20 protein-coding genes and 1 pseudogene are annotated in these 16,751 nt (G+C 29.7%); 7 read left to right on the top strand and 14 right to left on the bottom strand.

Going from position 1 to position 16,751, the window contains the following annotated elements:
* Positions 1-62: 62 nt before the first annotated feature.
* On the bottom strand, positions 63-581 hold the full coding sequence (locus tag HMPREF2647_RS08355) for a type 1 glutamine amidotransferase domain-containing protein (protein ID WP_002450071.1): 519 nt from the start codon (positions 579-581) through the stop codon (positions 63-65).
* 109 nt (positions 582-690) lie between these two features.
* Entirely contained in the window at positions 691-852 is a 162-nt protein-coding gene (locus HMPREF2647_RS11215; RefSeq protein WP_002450046.1) for an SE1561 family protein, read from the bottom strand.
* 143 nt (positions 853-995) lie between these two features.
* Here HMPREF2647_RS11215 and yfkAB point away from each other — a divergent pair, with 143 nt between their 5' ends.
* Positions 996-2,141, top strand: a complete 1,146-nt coding sequence (yfkAB, locus tag HMPREF2647_RS08350; RefSeq protein ID WP_049420015.1) for a radical SAM/CxCxxxxC motif protein YfkAB — start codon at positions 996-998, stop codon at positions 2,139-2,141.
* A 302-nt stretch (positions 2,142-2,443) separates the two neighbouring features.
* On the opposite strand, the gene HMPREF2647_RS08345 is transcribed toward yfkAB, so the two are convergent.
* Genes HMPREF2647_RS08345 through HMPREF2647_RS08335 form a run of 3 tightly spaced genes read right to left on the bottom strand, consistent with a single transcriptional unit; the run spans position 2,444 to position 4,475 of the window.
* Positions 2,444-2,977, bottom strand: a complete 534-nt coding sequence (locus HMPREF2647_RS08345; RefSeq protein ID WP_017175224.1) for an acyl-CoA thioesterase — start codon at positions 2,975-2,977, stop codon at positions 2,444-2,446.
* 32 nt (positions 2,978-3,009) lie between these two features.
* Positions 3,010-4,257 carry an aminopeptidase gene (locus tag HMPREF2647_RS08340; protein WP_061544624.1) on the bottom strand — a complete coding sequence of 416 codons (1,248 nt, stop codon included), beginning with the start codon at positions 4,255-4,257 and terminating at the stop codon, positions 3,010-3,012.
* Positions 4,258-4,268: 11 nt separating this feature from the next.
* Positions 4,269-4,475: a DUF1128 domain-containing protein gene (locus tag HMPREF2647_RS08335; protein WP_002450082.1), complete on the bottom strand. Its 207-nt coding sequence runs from the start codon at positions 4,473-4,475 to the stop codon at positions 4,269-4,271.
* 141 nt (positions 4,476-4,616) lie between these two features.
* Between HMPREF2647_RS08335 and HMPREF2647_RS08330 the strand changes: the two genes are divergently transcribed.
* The 3 genes from HMPREF2647_RS08330 (at position 4,617) to HMPREF2647_RS08320 (ending at position 6,668) form a co-directional block, all read left to right on the top strand.
* Positions 4,617-5,081, top strand: coding sequence for a low molecular weight protein-tyrosine-phosphatase (locus HMPREF2647_RS08330; protein ID WP_017175226.1), 465 nt, complete (start codon positions 4,617-4,619; stop codon positions 5,079-5,081).
* A gap of 5 nt (positions 5,082-5,086) precedes the next feature.
* On the top strand, positions 5,087-5,368 hold the full coding sequence (locus tag HMPREF2647_RS08325; protein WP_002450075.1) for a hypothetical protein: 282 nt from the start codon (positions 5,087-5,089) through the stop codon (positions 5,366-5,368).
* Between the two features lie 91 nt (positions 5,369-5,459).
* Positions 5,460-6,668, top strand: a complete 1,209-nt coding sequence (locus HMPREF2647_RS08320) for a YihY/virulence factor BrkB family protein (protein WP_049415638.1) — start codon at positions 5,460-5,462, stop codon at positions 6,666-6,668.
* A 79-nt stretch (positions 6,669-6,747) separates the two neighbouring features.
* Here HMPREF2647_RS08320 and vraR read toward each other — a convergent pair whose 3' ends face one another.
* Genes vraR through HMPREF2647_RS08300 form a run of 4 tightly spaced genes read right to left on the bottom strand, consistent with a single transcriptional unit; the run spans position 6,748 to position 9,519 of the window.
* Complete coding sequence (gene vraR, locus HMPREF2647_RS08315) at positions 6,748-7,377, bottom strand: response regulator transcription factor VraR (RefSeq protein WP_049415635.1); 630 nt, start codon at positions 7,375-7,377, stop codon at positions 6,748-6,750.
* A gap of 1 nt (position 7,378) precedes the next feature.
* Complete coding sequence (locus HMPREF2647_RS08310) at positions 7,379-8,413, bottom strand: sensor histidine kinase VraS (protein ID WP_049415634.1); 1,035 nt, start codon at positions 8,411-8,413, stop codon at positions 7,379-7,381.
* The gene (gene liaF / locus HMPREF2647_RS08305) at positions 8,410-9,111 is read right to left on the bottom strand and encodes a cell wall-active antibiotics response protein VraT (RefSeq protein WP_017175229.1); all 702 of its coding nucleotides are present in this window, start codon (positions 9,109-9,111) and stop codon (positions 8,410-8,412) included. The genes HMPREF2647_RS08310 and liaF overlap by 4 nt, the downstream gene beginning before the upstream one ends.
* A gap of 21 nt (positions 9,112-9,132) precedes the next feature.
* Positions 9,133-9,519, bottom strand: coding sequence for a hypothetical protein (locus tag HMPREF2647_RS08300; RefSeq protein WP_049415632.1), 387 nt, complete (start codon positions 9,517-9,519; stop codon positions 9,133-9,135).
* 330 nt (positions 9,520-9,849) lie between these two features.
* Between HMPREF2647_RS08300 and HMPREF2647_RS11480 the strand changes: the two are divergent.
* A pseudogene (locus HMPREF2647_RS11480) lies at positions 9,850-9,942 on the top strand (hypothetical protein); the annotation flags it as partial.
* 254 nt (positions 9,943-10,196) lie between these two features.
* Here HMPREF2647_RS11480 and map read toward each other — a convergent pair.
* Positions 10,197-10,949 carry a type I methionyl aminopeptidase gene (gene map, locus HMPREF2647_RS08295; protein WP_049382583.1) on the bottom strand — a complete coding sequence of 251 codons (753 nt, stop codon included), beginning with the start codon at positions 10,947-10,949 and terminating at the stop codon, positions 10,197-10,199.
* A gap of 173 nt (positions 10,950-11,122) precedes the next feature.
* Between map and HMPREF2647_RS08290 the strand changes: the two genes are divergently transcribed.
* Positions 11,123-12,112 carry an FUSC family protein gene (locus tag HMPREF2647_RS08290; protein WP_049417637.1) on the top strand — a complete coding sequence of 330 codons (990 nt, stop codon included), beginning with the start codon at positions 11,123-11,125 and terminating at the stop codon, positions 12,110-12,112.
* A gap of 44 nt (positions 12,113-12,156) precedes the next feature.
* Here the strand turns inward: HMPREF2647_RS08290 and HMPREF2647_RS08285 are convergent, their stop codons facing one another.
* Positions 12,157-12,873: a lipid II isoglutaminyl synthase subunit GatD gene (locus HMPREF2647_RS08285; protein WP_002450023.1), complete on the bottom strand. Its 717-nt coding sequence runs from the start codon at positions 12,871-12,873 to the stop codon at positions 12,157-12,159.
* A 2-nt stretch (positions 12,874-12,875) separates the two neighbouring features.
* Positions 12,876-14,186 (bottom strand): lipid II isoglutaminyl synthase subunit MurT, encoded by a 1,311-nt coding sequence (locus HMPREF2647_RS08280; protein ID WP_064207052.1) that lies wholly within the window; start codon positions 14,184-14,186, stop codon positions 12,876-12,878.
* 241 nt (positions 14,187-14,427) lie between these two features.
* On the opposite strand from HMPREF2647_RS08280, the gene HMPREF2647_RS08275 reads away from it, so the two are divergent.
* The gene (locus HMPREF2647_RS08275) at positions 14,428-14,985 is read left to right on the top strand and encodes a 3'-5' exonuclease (protein ID WP_070859918.1); all 558 of its coding nucleotides are present in this window, start codon (positions 14,428-14,430) and stop codon (positions 14,983-14,985) included.
* Between the two features lie 27 nt (positions 14,986-15,012).
* Here HMPREF2647_RS08275 and dinB read toward each other — a convergent pair whose 3' ends face one another.
* The gene (dinB, locus tag HMPREF2647_RS08270) at positions 15,013-16,083 is read right to left on the bottom strand and encodes a DNA polymerase IV (RefSeq protein ID WP_017175236.1); all 1,071 of its coding nucleotides are present in this window, start codon (positions 16,081-16,083) and stop codon (positions 15,013-15,015) included.
* A gap of 108 nt (positions 16,084-16,191) precedes the next feature.
* Positions 16,192-16,740, bottom strand: coding sequence for a DUF3267 domain-containing protein (locus HMPREF2647_RS08265; RefSeq protein WP_017175237.1), 549 nt, complete (start codon positions 16,738-16,740; stop codon positions 16,192-16,194).
* Positions 16,741-16,751 lie beyond the last annotated feature (11 nt).

Raw genomic sequence — 16,751 nt, 5'->3', positions numbered from 1 at the left:
GCTATTTTGTTAGGAATTATGTCCCAGCCTCTCAAATATAACTTTCAAAAAGTTATTTTAAATTAATCATTTAATTTTTTAACGATTTCTCTATTGAAATCATCTAAATCATCAGGTACACGACTTGTTACAATATTATTATCAACTACTACTGATTCATCAACTACATTGGCACCTGCATTTGATAAATCTTTACGAACATTTAATACTGCAGTTAAAGTGCGACCATTTAAATCATCAGTATCAATTAGAACTTGAGGTCCGTGACAAATAGCAAATGTTGGAACATCATTTTTAGTAAAGTATTTTGCAAATGTTCCATAACGTCCTTCTGCATCTCCACGTAAATTATCTGGAGAGAAACCACCAGGAATTAATAATGCATCATAATTTTCTGGTTTAGCATCAGCAATACTTACATTTACTGTAACTTTTTCGCCATGTTTCCCAACAACTTCAGCGTTCGCAGTATCTCCAATAACTTCAGTTTCAAATCCTGCTTCTTCTAATGCTTCTTTAGGACTTGTTAATTCTATATCTTCAAATTCATCAGCTAAAATAATTGCTACTTTTTTAGTCATAACCAAAATCACCTTTTCTTTCGTTTTATTATATTTAATATATAGACAAATTTAAGATGGTTTAAACATAAATATTAAATTTAGTTAAAAACTTTTTCATACTCCACAATTACTTAGAAACTAACTTAACTTTTTCTTCTAATTGATCTAATAATCCAATCCATTCATCAATATCTTTTACACTTACTTCATCAGGATTAACGTGGTCAATATCTTCTAAAAATTTAGACAATCTTGTTTTAATTTGTTCAATAGTTTGTTTTTCATCCATCGGAATTTAACTCCTTATATATAATATTTTTAGCTTTTATTCATAACTATCCTAACAAAATTTGACAAAAAGAGATATAATTCTAATAATATTTATTGTAATTTTATAAAGAAGAATGTTTTAAAAGTTTAGGAGTTTTTATAATGACAACATCAAAAATTAAACAAGCAATCTCAATTTATAATGATCCGTGGGAAGCTTATAATGATATTAAACAATTCGATCAACTCACTTTGAGTAATGTAGAATTTACCACAACAAATTTATGTAATATGAGATGTAGTCACTGTGCAGTTGGTTATACATTACAAACAAAAGATCCTGATCCATTACCTATGAATCTTATTTATCAACGTTTAGATGAAATTCCCAATTTACGTACTATGTCGATTACAGGTGGAGAACCTATGTTTTCAAAGAAATCTATAAATAATGTTGTTAAACCATTATTGAAATATGCGCATCAAAGAGGCATATATGTGCAAATGAATTCTAATTTAACGTTACCTCAAGATCGATATCTAGAAATTGCTGAGTATATTGATGTCATGCACATTTCTCATAATTGGGGTACCATCCAAGAATTTGCAGAGGTGGGCTTTGGCGCAATGAAAAAACAACCTCCTTTAAAAGCAAAGTTAAAATTATATGAACAAATGCTAGATAATGCTAGTACATTATCTGACCAAGGGATGTTTGTTTCAGCAGAAACAATGTTAAATCAAAATACCCTACCACATTTAGAAAACATACATAAAGAAATTGTTAATGATATGAAGTGTAGTCGTCATGAAGTTCATCCTATGTATCCAGCAGATTTTGCAAGTCAACTCAATGTATTATCATTAAAAGACATGAAGCAAGCTATTCATCATTTATTAGACATTCGTGATAAAAATACTTGGATGTTATTTGGTACTCTCCCAATCTATCCTTGCATAAACGATGAAAATGACCAACTTTTACTTGAACGATTAAGAAATGAAAAAAATGTTACTGTTCGAAATGACCCAGATGGCCGTAGTCGCTTAAATGTAAATGTATTTAGTGGGGACGTTATTGTAACAGATTTTGGTGATGAAAACGGAACAATTTCTAATATTAAAAATGATAAGCTCACAGATGTATTTGATGCTTGGTTATCAACAGATTTAGCAAAATCTTTAAATTGTCATTGTGAAGCTTTCCAATGTTTAGGACCAAATGTATTAGTTAAAAATATGTATTATCCAAATACAAACTTTAGAGAAAATGAAATCGCAATGCACACTGAACATAGTTTTCAATAAAATTAAAAGAAACTGGGACATAATTCCTAGCAAAATAGCCAGTAAATGAGTTTATTGTAAACTCATTTACTGGCTTCTTTCTTTATAATACTGCGTATTGTTGGCTCGCTTTCTTAGGGCACAACTTCAGCCTGTAGTCTTTAGCATATCCTATTGCCTCAAGAGTCTCACCAAAACACTTTGTATTTATATGTAATTTTACATTGAATTATTTTTAAAAAACAAGGCCCTAAAACCCTTTCGTATAATTTAAAGTCAATACATATAATTTATATCATATGTATTGACTTTTATTATAAATCTTAAATATCTTCTATGTGCTGTGCTTCAGATAAAAATTCAATGGTTTTTTTACTTTCTTCACGTCGTTCTTTTCTTCGTTGAACACGTTTTGGTGCTCCTTCATAGAACCACTTTTCTATTTTAGTTTCAGGGTACACTTTAGGAATACGTGTTGGTTTTCCATTTTCATCTAGGGCAACAAATGTTAAAAAGCTCAATGCTGCTAAATGTCTTTCCTTATTTAGCACATCTTCAATAATAATTTGCACACAAATTTCCATTGAACTTGATCCTGCGTAACTTACCATTGCTTCATAAGACGTAATATCCCCTGTTTTTATAGGTCTTAAAAAATCCACCGAGTCAGTAGAAGCAGTAACCACTTGTGCATTCGCATGTTTCATAGCTGTAATTGCAGCTATTTCATCAATATTAGCCATCAATGATCCACCAAACATTGTATGGTGATGATTGGTATCTTGAGGAAATACTTGTCGTGTTTTAATACTTTTTGATTCAGACATAGATTTTTTATTAACTTGAGAATTTGACATACTTTATTTCTCCTATTCCTAATTTAAATGAGTTATTGTGCCCAATTCCCATTTTCGAAAACTAATTCTTTAGAGCCGTCTTGTAAAATACCATATATCGTTAGATCTGAACTTCCAATCATAAAATCCACATGAACATTAGAATCATTTAACCCACTTGCTATTTTTTCTTCAGTAGACATTTCTGTGCCACCTTTAATATTAAACCCGTAGGCTGAACCAATAGCAAGATGACAAGATGCATTTTCATCAAATAGAGTATTATAAAAGATAGTATTACGATTTGAAATTGGCGAATCATCTGGAACTAGAGCAACTTCTCCTAATCGCTTAGAGCCTTCATCTGTGCTAATTAAATCTTTTAAAACTTCTTCACCTTTTTCTGCTTTAACATCGATAATTTCACCATTTTTAAATGTTAAAGTGAATCCATCAATAATATTACCATTATAACTTAATGGTAATTTATTAGTTACATAGCCATCTACATGATTTCTATCTGGTGCAGTAAATACTTCTTCCGTTGGGATGTTAGCAATAAATGGTTGTTGATTTCCATTTACATAGCTTGTTGCATCTTCCCAAATATGTCCTTTTGGTAGTCCTACTGTTAAATCAGTGCCTTCAGACATATAATGTAATGCCTTATAATTTTTTTCTTGAAGTTTATTTGCATGTACACTTAGAGATTTCACATGTTGCTCCCAATTTGTTATTGGGTCATTTCCATCCACACGTACAATTTCGAATACTTCATCGATAAATTGACTGTATGCTTCTTCTTCAGGCAAATTAGGATATACACGTTTTGCCCATGCTTTAGATGGAAATGCAGCTACTACCCATGGAAATGCATTTTTTTGGCTACCTTCCATATACCCTTTGAATGCTTGTCCATAATTAAACTGAGACGCTTTTAATTTTTCTGCATCAATGCCATTTAATAAATCTGGATCACCGGAAATAAGTGCTAAATTCGCTGCTCCTCTACGAACATAATCCATACGCTCTTCAACATCATAAGCTTTAACAGCATGATTTTCAAAATAATCAACAGCTTCATTTTCATATTTTAAGCGTTCTAAAATAGGATCTGTATATACCACTCTTACATCTGAAGCGCCTTCTTTATAGGCTACTTCGACAATTAAGCGCGTTAATTCTATAGTTTCTACAGAAGTTCTTATAAACACAGGTTGATTTTGTTGAACGTTCATACCTACCTTTACTAATAATTCTGCATATTGTTTTAATTTGTCTTGATAATCTTGATTGGCCATTTAAATTCTCCTTACTCGTGACGTAAATTACCTAATTCATCAGCAATTGCTGTAATTTCACTTGGTGAAAATGAATCTTTAGACATAACAAAATCATGAATGTCTTTAATATCCTTTGTATCTGTATCTTTAAATTTTTCTGGATTAATTAAAGATTGATTTACAATATTTAATTTTTTTCGAATATTTTTAATCATTTGTTCATTATTCTGTGCCATTTGTTTCACCTCTTTATTATCATATTTTATCAAAGTATAAAAATTTATTAAACTTTTATAGAAATTAGTAAAATTATGGCTTTATAAATGTTAAAAATAACTATAAAATAGTTTATATATTAAAGTTTGGAGGAGTACAAGATGGTAGATGTAGCTTTTGTATGTCTTGGAAATATTTGTCGTTCTACAATGGCTGAAGCAATCATGCGTCAACGATTAAAAGAACGCGGTATTTCTGATGTTATTGTACATTCTAGGGGTACTGGACGTTGGAATTTAGGTGAACCTCCTCATCAAGGTACTCAAAAAATTCTGAAACAACACCATATACCTTTTGATGGTATTGTTAGTGAATTATTTGAACCTGATGATGATTTTGATTATATTATCGCTATGGACCAAAGTAATGTGGATAATATTAAATCAATTAATCCCAATCTTAAAGGTCAATTGTTCAAATTGCTAGAATTTAGTAACATGGAAGAGACTGATGTGCCTGATCCTTATTACACAAATAATTTTGAAGGTGTATATGACATGGTACAATCATCTTGTGACAATTTAATAGATTTCATCGTTAAAGATACTAATTTGAAAGAGGGGTAACTAAAATGGAAAACAAATTTGTTCCAGGTATTATTATTGGTGCTATCGTTGGTGGAGCTGCTACTTTAGCAGATAAATCAACACGTAATGCATTAGTACAATCATTCAAAGACATTAAAGAAGGTAATCGTTCTCGTAAACCTTCTAAAATTACTTCAATTAAAAATGAAGTATTGTATTGGAAAGATACGATCGAAGAAATTCGTCGTAATAATCCAGAATTAGAAAAATCAATTAAAGATGCTAAAGATACATTTGTAAATCGTAAAAACAATCGTCTTAGCTAATCAAATATAATTGACAGAAAATAAAGGCAAAATTCCTTTTTACTTAGGTAGTTTTGCCTTTATTTTAGAATTAATTTTTAAGGAGACGTCTATGTCAAAAAAAAATCAATCAAACTCTAAGTACCTTAACTCTATTAAGGAAAAAGAGACAGAAAATAAAGAGAAAATAAAGGTTGATCGTACATACGTAGAACCTCAGGAATTTCAATCAAAGAAGCCTAAAAAAGATAAACAAGTTTTTTTCGTTTCTAGGTTGAATAAACCTGCAAAATACACTAAAAATTCTAATTTTTTATCTTATCTTATTTATCGTATTGGTAAAGATGATGCTTCAGGTTTAGCGGCTCAAATGACGTATCACTTTGTATTAGCTTTATTCCCAATGTTAATCTTTTTATTAACTTTATTACCATTATTCCAAATTGATCCTCAGCAAATTAAAGACTTAGTTAGTCAAAATGCTCCTGCTGAGACTGCTGACGTTGTTACTAAAATTTTTAAAGATATTACAAGTAACTCTAGTGGTAGCTTATTATCAGTTGGTTTGATTTTAGCTATTTGGTCAGCATCAAATGGTATGACAGCAATTATGAATTCATTTAATGTTGCTTATGATGTTGAAGATGCTCGTAATCCTATTGTTCTTAAATTATTAAGCATTTTGTTTACAATTGTTATGGCTATTGTATTAGCTATAGCTCTAACATTACCTACATTTGGTAATTTTATTAAAGATCATCTATTTGGTCCGTTAGGTTTAGATCAACAAGTCGCTTGGATATTTGATTTAGTGCGTATATTGTTACCACTTATTGTTATTATTATTTTATTCTTAACATTATATTCAGTAGCACCTAACGTTAAAACTAAGTTTAAATCTGTATATCCTGGTGCAATCTTTACTTCTATTGTATGGTTATTAGGATCATTTGCATTTGGTTGGTATTTATCTAACTTTGGCAACTATTCTAAAACATATGGTAGTCTTGCTGGAATCATCATTTTATTACTATGGATTTATATTACATGTTTTATTATCATTATTGGTGCTGAAATTAATGCAATTATTCATCAAAGACATGTGATTAAAGGTTTTACACCTGAAGAGGCTGCCTTAAAACATGATGATAATAATGAAAATCACTACAATGAAAATACAAAATATGAATACGATTCTACAGCATCATCTAAATATGAAAAAAATTATGATGTGGATCCTACACCCAATGATAAACATAGTGAACAAGACTCTTTTGTTGATAAAATTAAAGATAAATTTGATAAAGATAATAATAAATAGCTATAGAAAAGAAAATATCTAACAAAAAAACTCCTTATGAGATAGTCATTTTTAGACCTCTTTATAAGGAGCTTTTTTATTATTGAATTAAATTATGTTGGAATGCATAAATAACCGCTTGTGTTCTATCTTGTACCTCTAGTTTACTTAAAATATTACTCACATGTGTTTTTACTGTTTTAATTGTAATATGTGAAGCACTGGCAATTTCTTGATTAGAATAGCCTTTAGAAATTAATAACAATATTTCCATTTCACGTTCAGTGAGCATTTCATATAATTCTGCTTTCTTCTTCATTCTATTTCTCATTTTTACTAAAACTTCTGGCTCAAATACAGATTCTCCACGATATGTTTTTCTAACTGCTTCTGCAATATCACTGGCACTTGTCGTTTTTAATATATAACTATCAACCCCTGCATCAAGTGCCCTATATACTTCTTTATCTTCTATAAAACTTGTTAACATGACTACTTTGATATGAGGCAAATCTTTTTTTATTTGTGTCGTCGCTTCTACACCGTCCATATCATTCATTAACAAATCCATTAAAATTAAATCAGGATTTAACGTATGTGCTTTTTCAATTGCCTCTTTTCCTGATGATCCTTCTCCTACTACTTCAATATCAGATTGAGTAGATAAATAACTTGAAATACCAATTCTAACCATTTCATGATCATCTACAAATAATACTTTAATCGTCATATTAACCCTCCTCTTTCGTTAAAGGTGCTTTTACCTCTATTCTAGTTCCTGAATCTGGTAGAGATACGATATGAAACGTTGCACCTATTTCTAATGCACGTTCTCTCATATTTTTCAATCCATAACTTTGTTCTACTTTTTCATCTACGTTAAAGCCTTTACCATTATCTTGAATTCTTAATAATAAATAATCTTGATGATTAAATAATTCTACTGTCACTTTAGTTCCATTAGAATGTCTTAATGTATTTGAAATTGCCTCTTGTGTAATTCGAAATAGATGATCTTCAATTCCTTTAGGAACTTTAAAATCTTGTATATCATAAATGACTTTCATAGGTACTTTCTTTTGTAAATCAATGACTAAATCTTTAATACCTTCCCCTAATGATTTATCTTTGAGACCTAAAGGTCGCAAATGTAGTAACAGCGCTCGCATCTCTAATTGAGATTCTTGTATCATTTTCTCAAGTACTGGAATTTGTTGATTAAGAGGTGGTGCTAGTTCTGTTTCTTTTATCGCTGATAGCATCATACTTGCTGCGAAAAGTTGTTGACTTACTGAATCGTGTAGTTCCCTTGCTAAACGCTGACGCTCATCTTCTATGATTTTTTTAACTTTAATGTCATTCATATTGTAGTTTTCATTTGTTAAATTTTGAGTTTTAATTCTTAATTTCTGTAATTCTTGATTTAAAGGCACTAACATTTGATAAATATCAATCGTCTCATTATATAGTTCTATGTTTTTGTCATTAATCCCTACCGTTTCACCTTCAATGGCATGTTCAATTTGATTCTTTATCCAATCATTTTGCTGATTTATTTTATAAGCTAATACAGAGCCAACGATAATACAAAGTAAAATAATCACTAAATTAAGAAATAGAAACACAGGTATACCAAATATTTGAGTATAGAACATTCCTTGAAAATATATAATATTTACAAAAACTTTATCTATAAATAAAAACGCAGTTAGCATGCTATACACTAAAATAAGCATGGATCCTATTGCTCTTAAATAGTGATTCATCGATAAATCACCTCAACATCACCAATAAATGTTGATACATATATATTTACACTATAATTTTCTTCTTTCGGTTTTTCTTCTACTTGGACATGATTATTTTCTACTTTATATGCTTCTCCATTTATATAAGCGGTACCATAAAATGATGCCATGTGAAGATTAATATTATAATTAACTGGAACAATCAGTTGTACTTTACCTAAAATATGTCTAACTACAATCGTATTATTTTCTTTGATGTTTGCTGCTTTTGTCATATCAATATGAATATCTCCAACCCCATGTTGAATTTGCACATCTTCCCATTTATATACATATACTGGAGTACGTTGTTCACCTAGCCAACGTTGTTTAATAAATTGAGGAGAGGTCACTTCTTCTTCCGAGGCCACAATCTTCAAAGGTTTAAATTTAAAAACTAAGTATCTAATAATGATTATTACTAAAAATATAAATAAAATAATAATCGTATATTTGTTGGATAACAAGGTAAACGCTATGAGTAGTGCTCCTATCCAAAACGCCAATAACCCTCTTACTTTATGAAAGTAAAGGTACCCTACATAAATTAATATACATCCTAATAATAAAATAAATAAATATCCAATTTTTTCAAAAAAGATGTAATAAAAGTTAGCGATAATCATTAGCGCTGTAAAAATAATTAATAATTCAGTAGATATATATTTACGTGTCAATGTGTCGCCTCCTGATTTTAATTAAGCTACATAACTCATTTGTTCAATTATTGAATATTGTTCTTCTGCAGCAATACGTTCTTTCGTACAACGATGAATATTAGCTTCAATTTTGGCATAATATGCTTCAAATTTACCTAATCGTTGTTTTAATAAATCTATTTCATTATTATGAACTTCCTGAGCATTCTTTATATTGTACATATTTATCATATCAATATACTTATTCTCTAGTGTAGCAGATAAACTGTCAATTAAAGTATTGATTTTTTCTTTTTTATTTTTTAAATATTTTATATATCGTTCCATACTCTGGAGCTTATCATCTAATAATGAACGATAATCATTAATATTATTTTTTATAATTATTTTTAAAAAGTGTTGTAAATATAAATCTAAATAATTCATAGAACCACCTCGTTGTTTACTAAACTTTATTATAAATGAGTGAAATCTTACTTAATATAGTCCTAGGAACCATTTTCTTCTCATACTTAAGTACGATTAATTTTAATTTAAAAATAAGGATATGAGTTGAATACCATTAAGAAGAGTGATTTAAGATGGTGTCCATATATTTTAAACATTATTTTACTTCACATGTTCGAATTTAGTTTTTCATTTATCGCTGATACTAACTATTTATTATTTGGTGTTGTGTTTTTAAAGTCTGTTCTTTTAGGTGTTTCAGTAAAATGAGTATTTTGTAATATTGTTCAGTCGATTCACTTTGACTAATTAAGCTATATTTTGGTAGCTTTATTTTTGATTACATGTTTTATGTCCACTCTTATTTGGAAATTTGGCAAAGTAGAACAACGTTGGTCATAAAAAAGCCTAAGACATCATTGTTGTCTTAGGCATAGAAATTGTCTTTTTTCACTTATCCAGAAACTTTATGTTCCGGACTCTTTTTAATATACTAACAATTCTTGAAAATACATTTTATCACAAGTTTTTTCAACATCATCAGAGACGCTGAATCCCAACATAGAGACGTTCTTTATGGAACATCTCTATGTTGGGGAATCATTATCAGTATGGGACGACGACATCAAAATGACTTCTTTTCAACTTCATTTTTCTTAATCAATTTTTGTTGTTAACATCGGACCATCTTTCGTAACAATGACAGTATGCTCAATTTGGGCCACAAAGCTTTTATCTTTAGTTTCAAATGCCCAGTCATTTTTGCCTTCAGTAACAAATGTTGCTTTAGATGAAATAAAAGGTTCTACTGCAATGACTACGCCTTCTTTTAAAAGCGTCTTATCTTTAGGATCATAATAATTCATAACATGACTTGGCGCTTCATGTAAAGATTGTCCTACACCATGACCTGTTAAATTTTTAATAACAGTTAAATCATTTTTACGTGCTGTAGCATGTACCGCTTTACCAATATTACTTAGTTTTGTACCTGGTTTTACTTTAGCCATTGCTGCATCAAATGCTTCAAGTGCTACATCACATACTTTTTGTTTTAAAGGGTTATCCGCTTCTCCTACTACAAAAGAAATGCCAGTATCTGCATAATATCCATTTTTTAATGCTGAAACATCTATATTAACTAAGTCCCCTTCACGAATAATACGTTTACCAGGTATTCCATGAGCGACTTCTTCATTAACACTAATACAAGTTTGACCTGGGAATTTTTCATCATGAATAGGTGCTGAGATTGCACCATGTTCTTCAAATAATTCTTTAGCGATATTGTCTAATTCTTTTGTAGTAATCCCAGGTTTAGTTGCTTCTTGCATTGTATCTCGCACTTTTGCACATATATATCCTATTTCTTTTAACGCTTGTAATTCTTCATCTGTTTTTACAATCATATTATCCCGTTCCTTTTTAAAAAATATTCCACCTTATTATACCAAAAATTTTTTGATATACTAAATAAGAAATGTAATATCTACTGACTTGATGTCTCACTACATCAAACTTGATATTAAACTTATTCTAACATTATAATCATCACGTTCGTTCTTTGAGAGGATTTAACAATATGAATCAATGGTATAAACATATTATAGGCGCTAGAACAATAAAAACGGGTCTAGCTACTTTTCTAACAACTTTATTTTGTTTACTATTAAACTTAACTCCTATATTTGCAATTTTAACAGCAATTGTTTCGATCGAACCAACTGCTAAAGCTTCTTTACGAAAAGGTTATCGTCGACTTCCTGCTACCGTCATTGGTGCATTGTTTGCAGTTATTTTTACGTATATCTTCGGCGATCAATCTCCATTTACTTACACCTTTAGTGCTATTTTTACTATTTTAGCGTGTACGAAATTAAATCTCCAAGTTGGTACAACTGTTGCAGTATTAACTTCAGTTGCTATGATACCTGGTATTCATGAAGCCTATCTTTTTAATTTTTTCTCAAGACTCTTAACAGCTTTAATTGGTCTAGTAACTGCTGGATTAGTAAATTTTTTCGTATTACCGCCTAAATATTATCATCAAATCGAAGAGAACTTAATTCATTCAGAAACTAAATTGTATGAACTATTCGCTTCTAGATGTTATGAATTATTATTAGGAAAATTTGATTCAGATAATAGTAATACTTCATTATCAACTTTATCTGATATGAATAAAAAAACAGATACTTTAATGAATTATCAACGAGATGAATTACGCTATCATAAAAATAACGAAGATAAATGGAAACAATTAAAAGATATGTCAAATAGAGCGTATATTGATAGACTCCTTGCTACACATTTATCAAATATTATTTATTTACCAAAAAATGTAAATATTTGTTTTACTACTGAGGAAAAAATGGCAATTATAAAAATTAGTAATAGTATCAACAATATTCCTTTAGATGGAGTTTTTAAAAGAGAATCTAAGTCTGTATCTACTTTAAAATCTTCAGTCAAAATATTAGAAGAATTCGATAAGAATCAAATTAAGAGTCATGTTATTTATGAAATTTTACTTATCTATAATTTACTAGATAATCGATTTGTTAAAACATAAAAACGTTGGATGAATTGAAATAATTCAATTCATCCAACGTTTTTTTATTTTTCTGAACGTTCAATAATAACATATTTCGCAGCTTCTTCTTCAGTATTATCTAACTGTTTAGGTGTAAATGGAATCCCTTTACGTTCACATGCCTTCTCTAATAAATAATCAGTAAGTTCATGATTTTTCGGTAATATAGGGCCATGCAGGTAAGTTCCTAATAAGTTTTTATAATGAATACCTTCTTTTTTATCATCATCATTATTTCCATACCCTGTTACTACATGCCCCAATGTATCAAAATTATGATATGTACGACCACCGTGATTTTCAAAACCTACTATTGTTCCAAATGTATCACTTTTAATTACGATATCCCCTGTTAAACGATCTGTTTTTGATTTTGTATAAAAGTCCAAAATTCCAAGTCCTTCTAACTCTGTACCATCAGGGGTAATATATTTAGTACCTAAAAATTGATATCCACCACAAATGGTTAAACCTGGCATTCCATCTTCTATTGCATCTTTTAATATTGTTTTAATTTTACTTAACTCTTTAGTAGCGATACTTTGTTCTCTATCACTACCCCCACCAATAAAGAAAATATCGCAATTTTCTAATGTAACTCCCTCAGTTTCATTAATTTCGATAACTTTTAAATTAATATTGCGTTTTTTTGCTCTCTGTTTTAAAGCAATAATATTTCCTATATCACTATATAAATTTAATTTGTCCGACATAAAATGAAAAACTGTTAATTCGTACATATCTAACGTCCTCCTGCAAATGAGCGATTAAGTTGTTCTAACATAGGTGAAAGTGACGTATAATTTGGAATCGCTACTGTAAAGCCTGCATAATTCATAGTTAAAGCTGTAGCTTTATAAATATCTTTCTCTAAAATAATTGGAACATCTACTTCAGCTAATTTCAGTCTAAGTTGTAATTCTTCTGCTCTTGTACCCGTTACAATAATTTTTTCTATATTTTGATTACGTAACTTTTCAAAATCTGCATCGTAAATCCAAGATGTATCTCTGCCATCAGCTGCATTATCATTCAGACTGATAACATATACTTTTTTTTCTTTAAGTTGATCTCCGACTGATAGACTCACATTCATGCCAGCAGGATTTTTAGCTAAATTAATCATTGCTTCTTTTTGACCACGTTTAAAGTATTGCATTCGGCCATTATTTGAAGTGTATGTGTTAAATCCTTTACGAATTGCATCATTATTTAAGCCTAATTCTTTTAATACTGAATATGCAGCAAGTGCATTAAAAGCATTAAAATCACCAGCAATTTTCATTTCAAAGTGTGCATCGTTCACATCCATATCAATAAATGGCTGTACCTCAAATTGTGAAACCTCATATTTAGGTGTTTCACGCTTAAATCCACATTCACAATGATAATGTCCTAATTGATTATAATGGGTATAATCATAAGTTAATAATCTACCACAATTCGGACAATATTTACTTTCATTCATAGTACTTTGTTCAAATTCATATGCATGAGCTTTCATTCCGTAATATACAATTGTATCACTCGCTATTTTCAAACGACTTACAAATGGATCATCGGCATTTAAAATTAATTTAATCCCTTTATTACTAATTGATTTTGCAATATTATTAACCATAATATCAATTTCACCAAATCGATCCATTTGGTCGCGAAAGAAATTAGTAAATACCATCATTGAAGGTGTAACTTCTTTTAATACTTTTGGAATTGAACCCTCATCAATTTCAATAACCGCTACTTTAATACCTTTTACATTTTTCATGATGAATGCCGAGGTAATTCCAGCAGCCATGTTAGCACCTTCATTATTATGTATAATTTCAATATTATTTGCTTTTAAAGTGTGCCCAATCAAATTGGAAGTTGTTGTTTTCCCATTTGTTCCACTGATAAAAACAATATCATCAACTTGTGAAGCTAACTTTCGTAAAATATTTTGATCTACTTTGCGAGCAATTTGACCTGGTAAATCAGTTCCTTTTTTTCCTACTGCGATACTTATCTTGCGTGCTAATTTAGCCAAGTGTGTTGCTGTCCATTGTCTCATGTCTTTCCTCCTCGCATAATTCACTCGAGTAATTATACCATGTATCTAAAGTAACAAAAAATATTCTCAATTAAAAGTAACTAAATACACTTCTAATTATAACTTTTTCACTTTAAATTCCGTATCTATTTTTTTACTTTGTTATTTATAGATTATGAAAAAAAGCAATTATTTATATTTAAACCGTACTTTCTGTTAAACTGTGAATAATTCAATTTAAGTATTTAGAAAGGAATATAGAATGGTTAAAAATTCATTTATAGCTTTGGATTTTGAAACTGCAAATAAAAAAAGAACAAGTATTTGTTCTGTTGGCATGGTAAAAGTAGTAGATAACGAAATAGTCGAAACGTTTTACACGCTTGTTAATCCTCATGACTATTTTTCGGAAACAAATATTCATGTTCATGGTATTCATCCTGAGGATGTTAAAGGTGCGCCAGATTTTAAAGAAGTCTTTCCATATATGTTGCAATTTATAAATCAATTACCCGTAGTGGCACATAATGCTGCTTTTGATATGGGTGTATTACATCAAAGCTTAAAACATTTAAACATAGCTGTTCCCTCACTTACCTATTTCTGTTCATATCAACTTGCTAGACGTACGATCAAAGCTTATCGATATGGATTAAAACATCTAATGAACCATTACAACTTAAATTTTCATGGCCATCATGATGCCCTGAATGACGCAAAAGCTTGCGCAATGATTACTTATAGATTATTAAAACACTATGATAGCTTACAAAGTGTGCTTCAATTTCATGGTAAAAATTTAAAAGATAGAAATAGATAATTTAAAACATCTTATCTATTTCTATCTTTAAATGAAATCATAAATGGTCATATTTTGATATGTTGATTGCTCTAGATGACCTACTGTAACACCAATTAATCTGATAGGTACATCAGGGTCTTTTAATTCATGATATAAATCATAAGCTATATTATAAATATCAATGTCTTTACTTACCGCTTCTCTCAAACTTCTTTGTTTAGAATAAGTTTCAAAGCGATGCGTTTTAATTTTGACAGTAACTGTTGTGCCAGACTTTTGCAATTGAGTTAATCGTTCAGATGTTTTACGAGAAAGTTCCCATATTTTTTGTAGAATCTCTTTATCATCATTAATATCTGTTGAAAAAGTACGTTCGGTTCCTACTGACTTACGAATCCTACTTGCTTTTACTTCACTATCATCAATGCCTCTTGCTTTTTGATAAAGTCCTCGTCCTTTTTTTCCAAACCAGCGAATCAATTCAAATTCCGATTTGCTATATAAATCTTTACCAGTATAAATATCATGTTCATGCATGATTTTTTTAGAAGCTTTTCCAACGCCTGGAAAATCACCTATATCTAAGTTCATTAGTATGTCATGCACATTCTGATAATGAATAACCATCATTCCATTAGGCTTATTCATTCCACTAGCTAATTTAGCTAAATATTTATTATAAGAAACACCAGCAGAAGACGTTAAACCTGTTTTATTGAAGATATCTTTACGTATGTTTGAAGCAATTTTTGATGCTGATCGATGAGGTTTAACTAAATGAGTAATATCTAAATACGCTTCATCTAGTGCTAAAGGTTCTACAATTTCAGTATACTGTTTAAAAATTTCCATTATCTTACTTGAAACTTCACGATATACATCAAATCTTGCTCTAACATAGTACCCATTTGGACATAGTTTATGTGCTTGCGACATAGGCATTGCTGAATGAACACCATATTTACGTGCTTCATATGAAGCGGTTGAAACGACTCCTCGATGACTTGCTTTTCCACCTACAATGACAGGTTTTCCTTGTAATTTAGGATTATCTCTCATTTCTACCTGAGCGTAGAAACAATCCATATCAATATGAACGATTCTCCTTTCTGTCATTGTCTCACTCCTTTTTAAATAAAATAAGCCTCAATACTATTATACTGCACCCTAAAAGAAAACACTTTATAAATGCATTTATAATAATATTAAGACTTATGCAGATGTTTATTCATAATCATTATTTATAGATATAGGCAAATGATGATACATAAAGATACCTTCATCAGTAGAACGAATATATTTAAATTTGTTAATAATTGTTATACCTGCTAGATATATATCAATCAAACAATATCCGATGTGTATGCTTGATATAAATATAATAGAAGAGTAAGCAAAGTGGTAAAATGAAATCATTAACCCTATTGTAATGATTACTAATGGTGCAAGCATGACTGCACAAAATTGCCATTTATTAAAGTATTTAGATGACAAATAAATGAGCAAAATTCCATTTTTATATTTAAATTGTGGTTTCTGTCCTTTAGAAAAAATAAAAAATAAACATTTATGTATTAATTCGTGAATAATTAATACTCCAATAAAACCAAGTATTCCATAAATGACATTTGTCAAAAAACGTTGTTCAATAATATCAACATAATTAACTGCCCACTTATATGTAAATAAAATTGCAAATAACATCATAACAACTTGAATGGTAAGTAATTTTGATATTTTGATTCGATTGTGTGATAAATCAATTTTGTGCATCTGTCAACCTC

The sequence above is a fragment of the Staphylococcus sp. HMSC035D11 genome (assembly GCF_001836075.1).
GTDB classification, from domain to species: Bacteria; Bacillota; Bacilli; order Staphylococcales; family Staphylococcaceae; genus Staphylococcus; species Staphylococcus hominis.
Note: the sequence above shows the minus strand (reverse complement) of the source record. Positions and strands in the feature narration are given on the sequence as shown.

Coding starts and splice junctions, on each gene's coding strand:
- HMPREF2647_RS08355 (WP_002450071.1), bottom strand. CDS start 581: ATGACTAAAAAAGTAGCAATTATTTTAGCTGATGAATTTGAAGATATA.
- HMPREF2647_RS11215 (WP_002450046.1), bottom strand. CDS start 852: ATGGATGAAAAACAAACTATTGAACAAATTAAAACAAGATTGTCTAAA.
- yfkAB (WP_049420015.1), top strand. CDS start 996: ATGACAACATCAAAAATTAAACAAGCAATCTCAATTTATAATGATCCG.
- HMPREF2647_RS08345 (WP_017175224.1), bottom strand. CDS start 2,977: ATGTCAAATTCTCAAGTTAATAAAAAATCTATGTCTGAATCAAAAAGT.
- HMPREF2647_RS08340 (WP_061544624.1), bottom strand. CDS start 4,257: ATGGCCAATCAAGATTATCAAGACAAATTAAAACAATATGCAGAATTA.
- HMPREF2647_RS08335 (WP_002450082.1), bottom strand. CDS start 4,475: ATGGCACAGAATAATGAACAAATGATTAAAAATATTCGAAAAAAATTA.
- HMPREF2647_RS08330 (WP_017175226.1), top strand. CDS start 4,617: ATGGTAGATGTAGCTTTTGTATGTCTTGGAAATATTTGTCGTTCTACA.
- HMPREF2647_RS08325 (WP_002450075.1), top strand. CDS start 5,087: ATGGAAAACAAATTTGTTCCAGGTATTATTATTGGTGCTATCGTTGGT.
- HMPREF2647_RS08320 (WP_049415638.1), top strand. CDS start 5,460: ATGTCAAAAAAAAATCAATCAAACTCTAAGTACCTTAACTCTATTAAG.
- vraR (WP_049415635.1), bottom strand. CDS start 7,377: ATGACGATTAAAGTATTATTTGTAGATGATCATGAAATGGTTAGAATT.
- HMPREF2647_RS08310 (WP_049415634.1), bottom strand. CDS start 8,413: ATGAATCACTATTTAAGAGCAATAGGATCCATGCTTATTTTAGTGTAT.
- HMPREF2647_RS08300 (WP_049415632.1), bottom strand. CDS start 9,519: ATGAATTATTTAGATTTATATTTACAACACTTTTTAAAAATAATTATA.
- map (WP_049382583.1), bottom strand. CDS start 10,949: ATGATTGTAAAAACAGATGAAGAATTACAAGCGTTAAAAGAAATAGGA.
- HMPREF2647_RS08290 (WP_049417637.1), top strand. CDS start 11,123: ATGAATCAATGGTATAAACATATTATAGGCGCTAGAACAATAAAAACG.
- HMPREF2647_RS08285 (WP_002450023.1), bottom strand. CDS start 12,873: ATGTACGAATTAACAGTTTTTCATTTTATGTCGGACAAATTAAATTTA.
- HMPREF2647_RS08280 (WP_064207052.1), bottom strand. CDS start 14,186: ATGAGACAATGGACAGCAACACACTTGGCTAAATTAGCACGCAAGATA.
- HMPREF2647_RS08275 (WP_070859918.1), top strand. CDS start 14,428: ATGGTTAAAAATTCATTTATAGCTTTGGATTTTGAAACTGCAAATAAA.
- dinB (WP_017175236.1), bottom strand. CDS start 16,083: ATGACAGAAAGGAGAATCGTTCATATTGATATGGATTGTTTCTACGCT.
- HMPREF2647_RS08265 (WP_017175237.1), bottom strand. CDS start 16,740: ATGCACAAAATTGATTTATCACACAATCGAATCAAAATATCAAAATTA.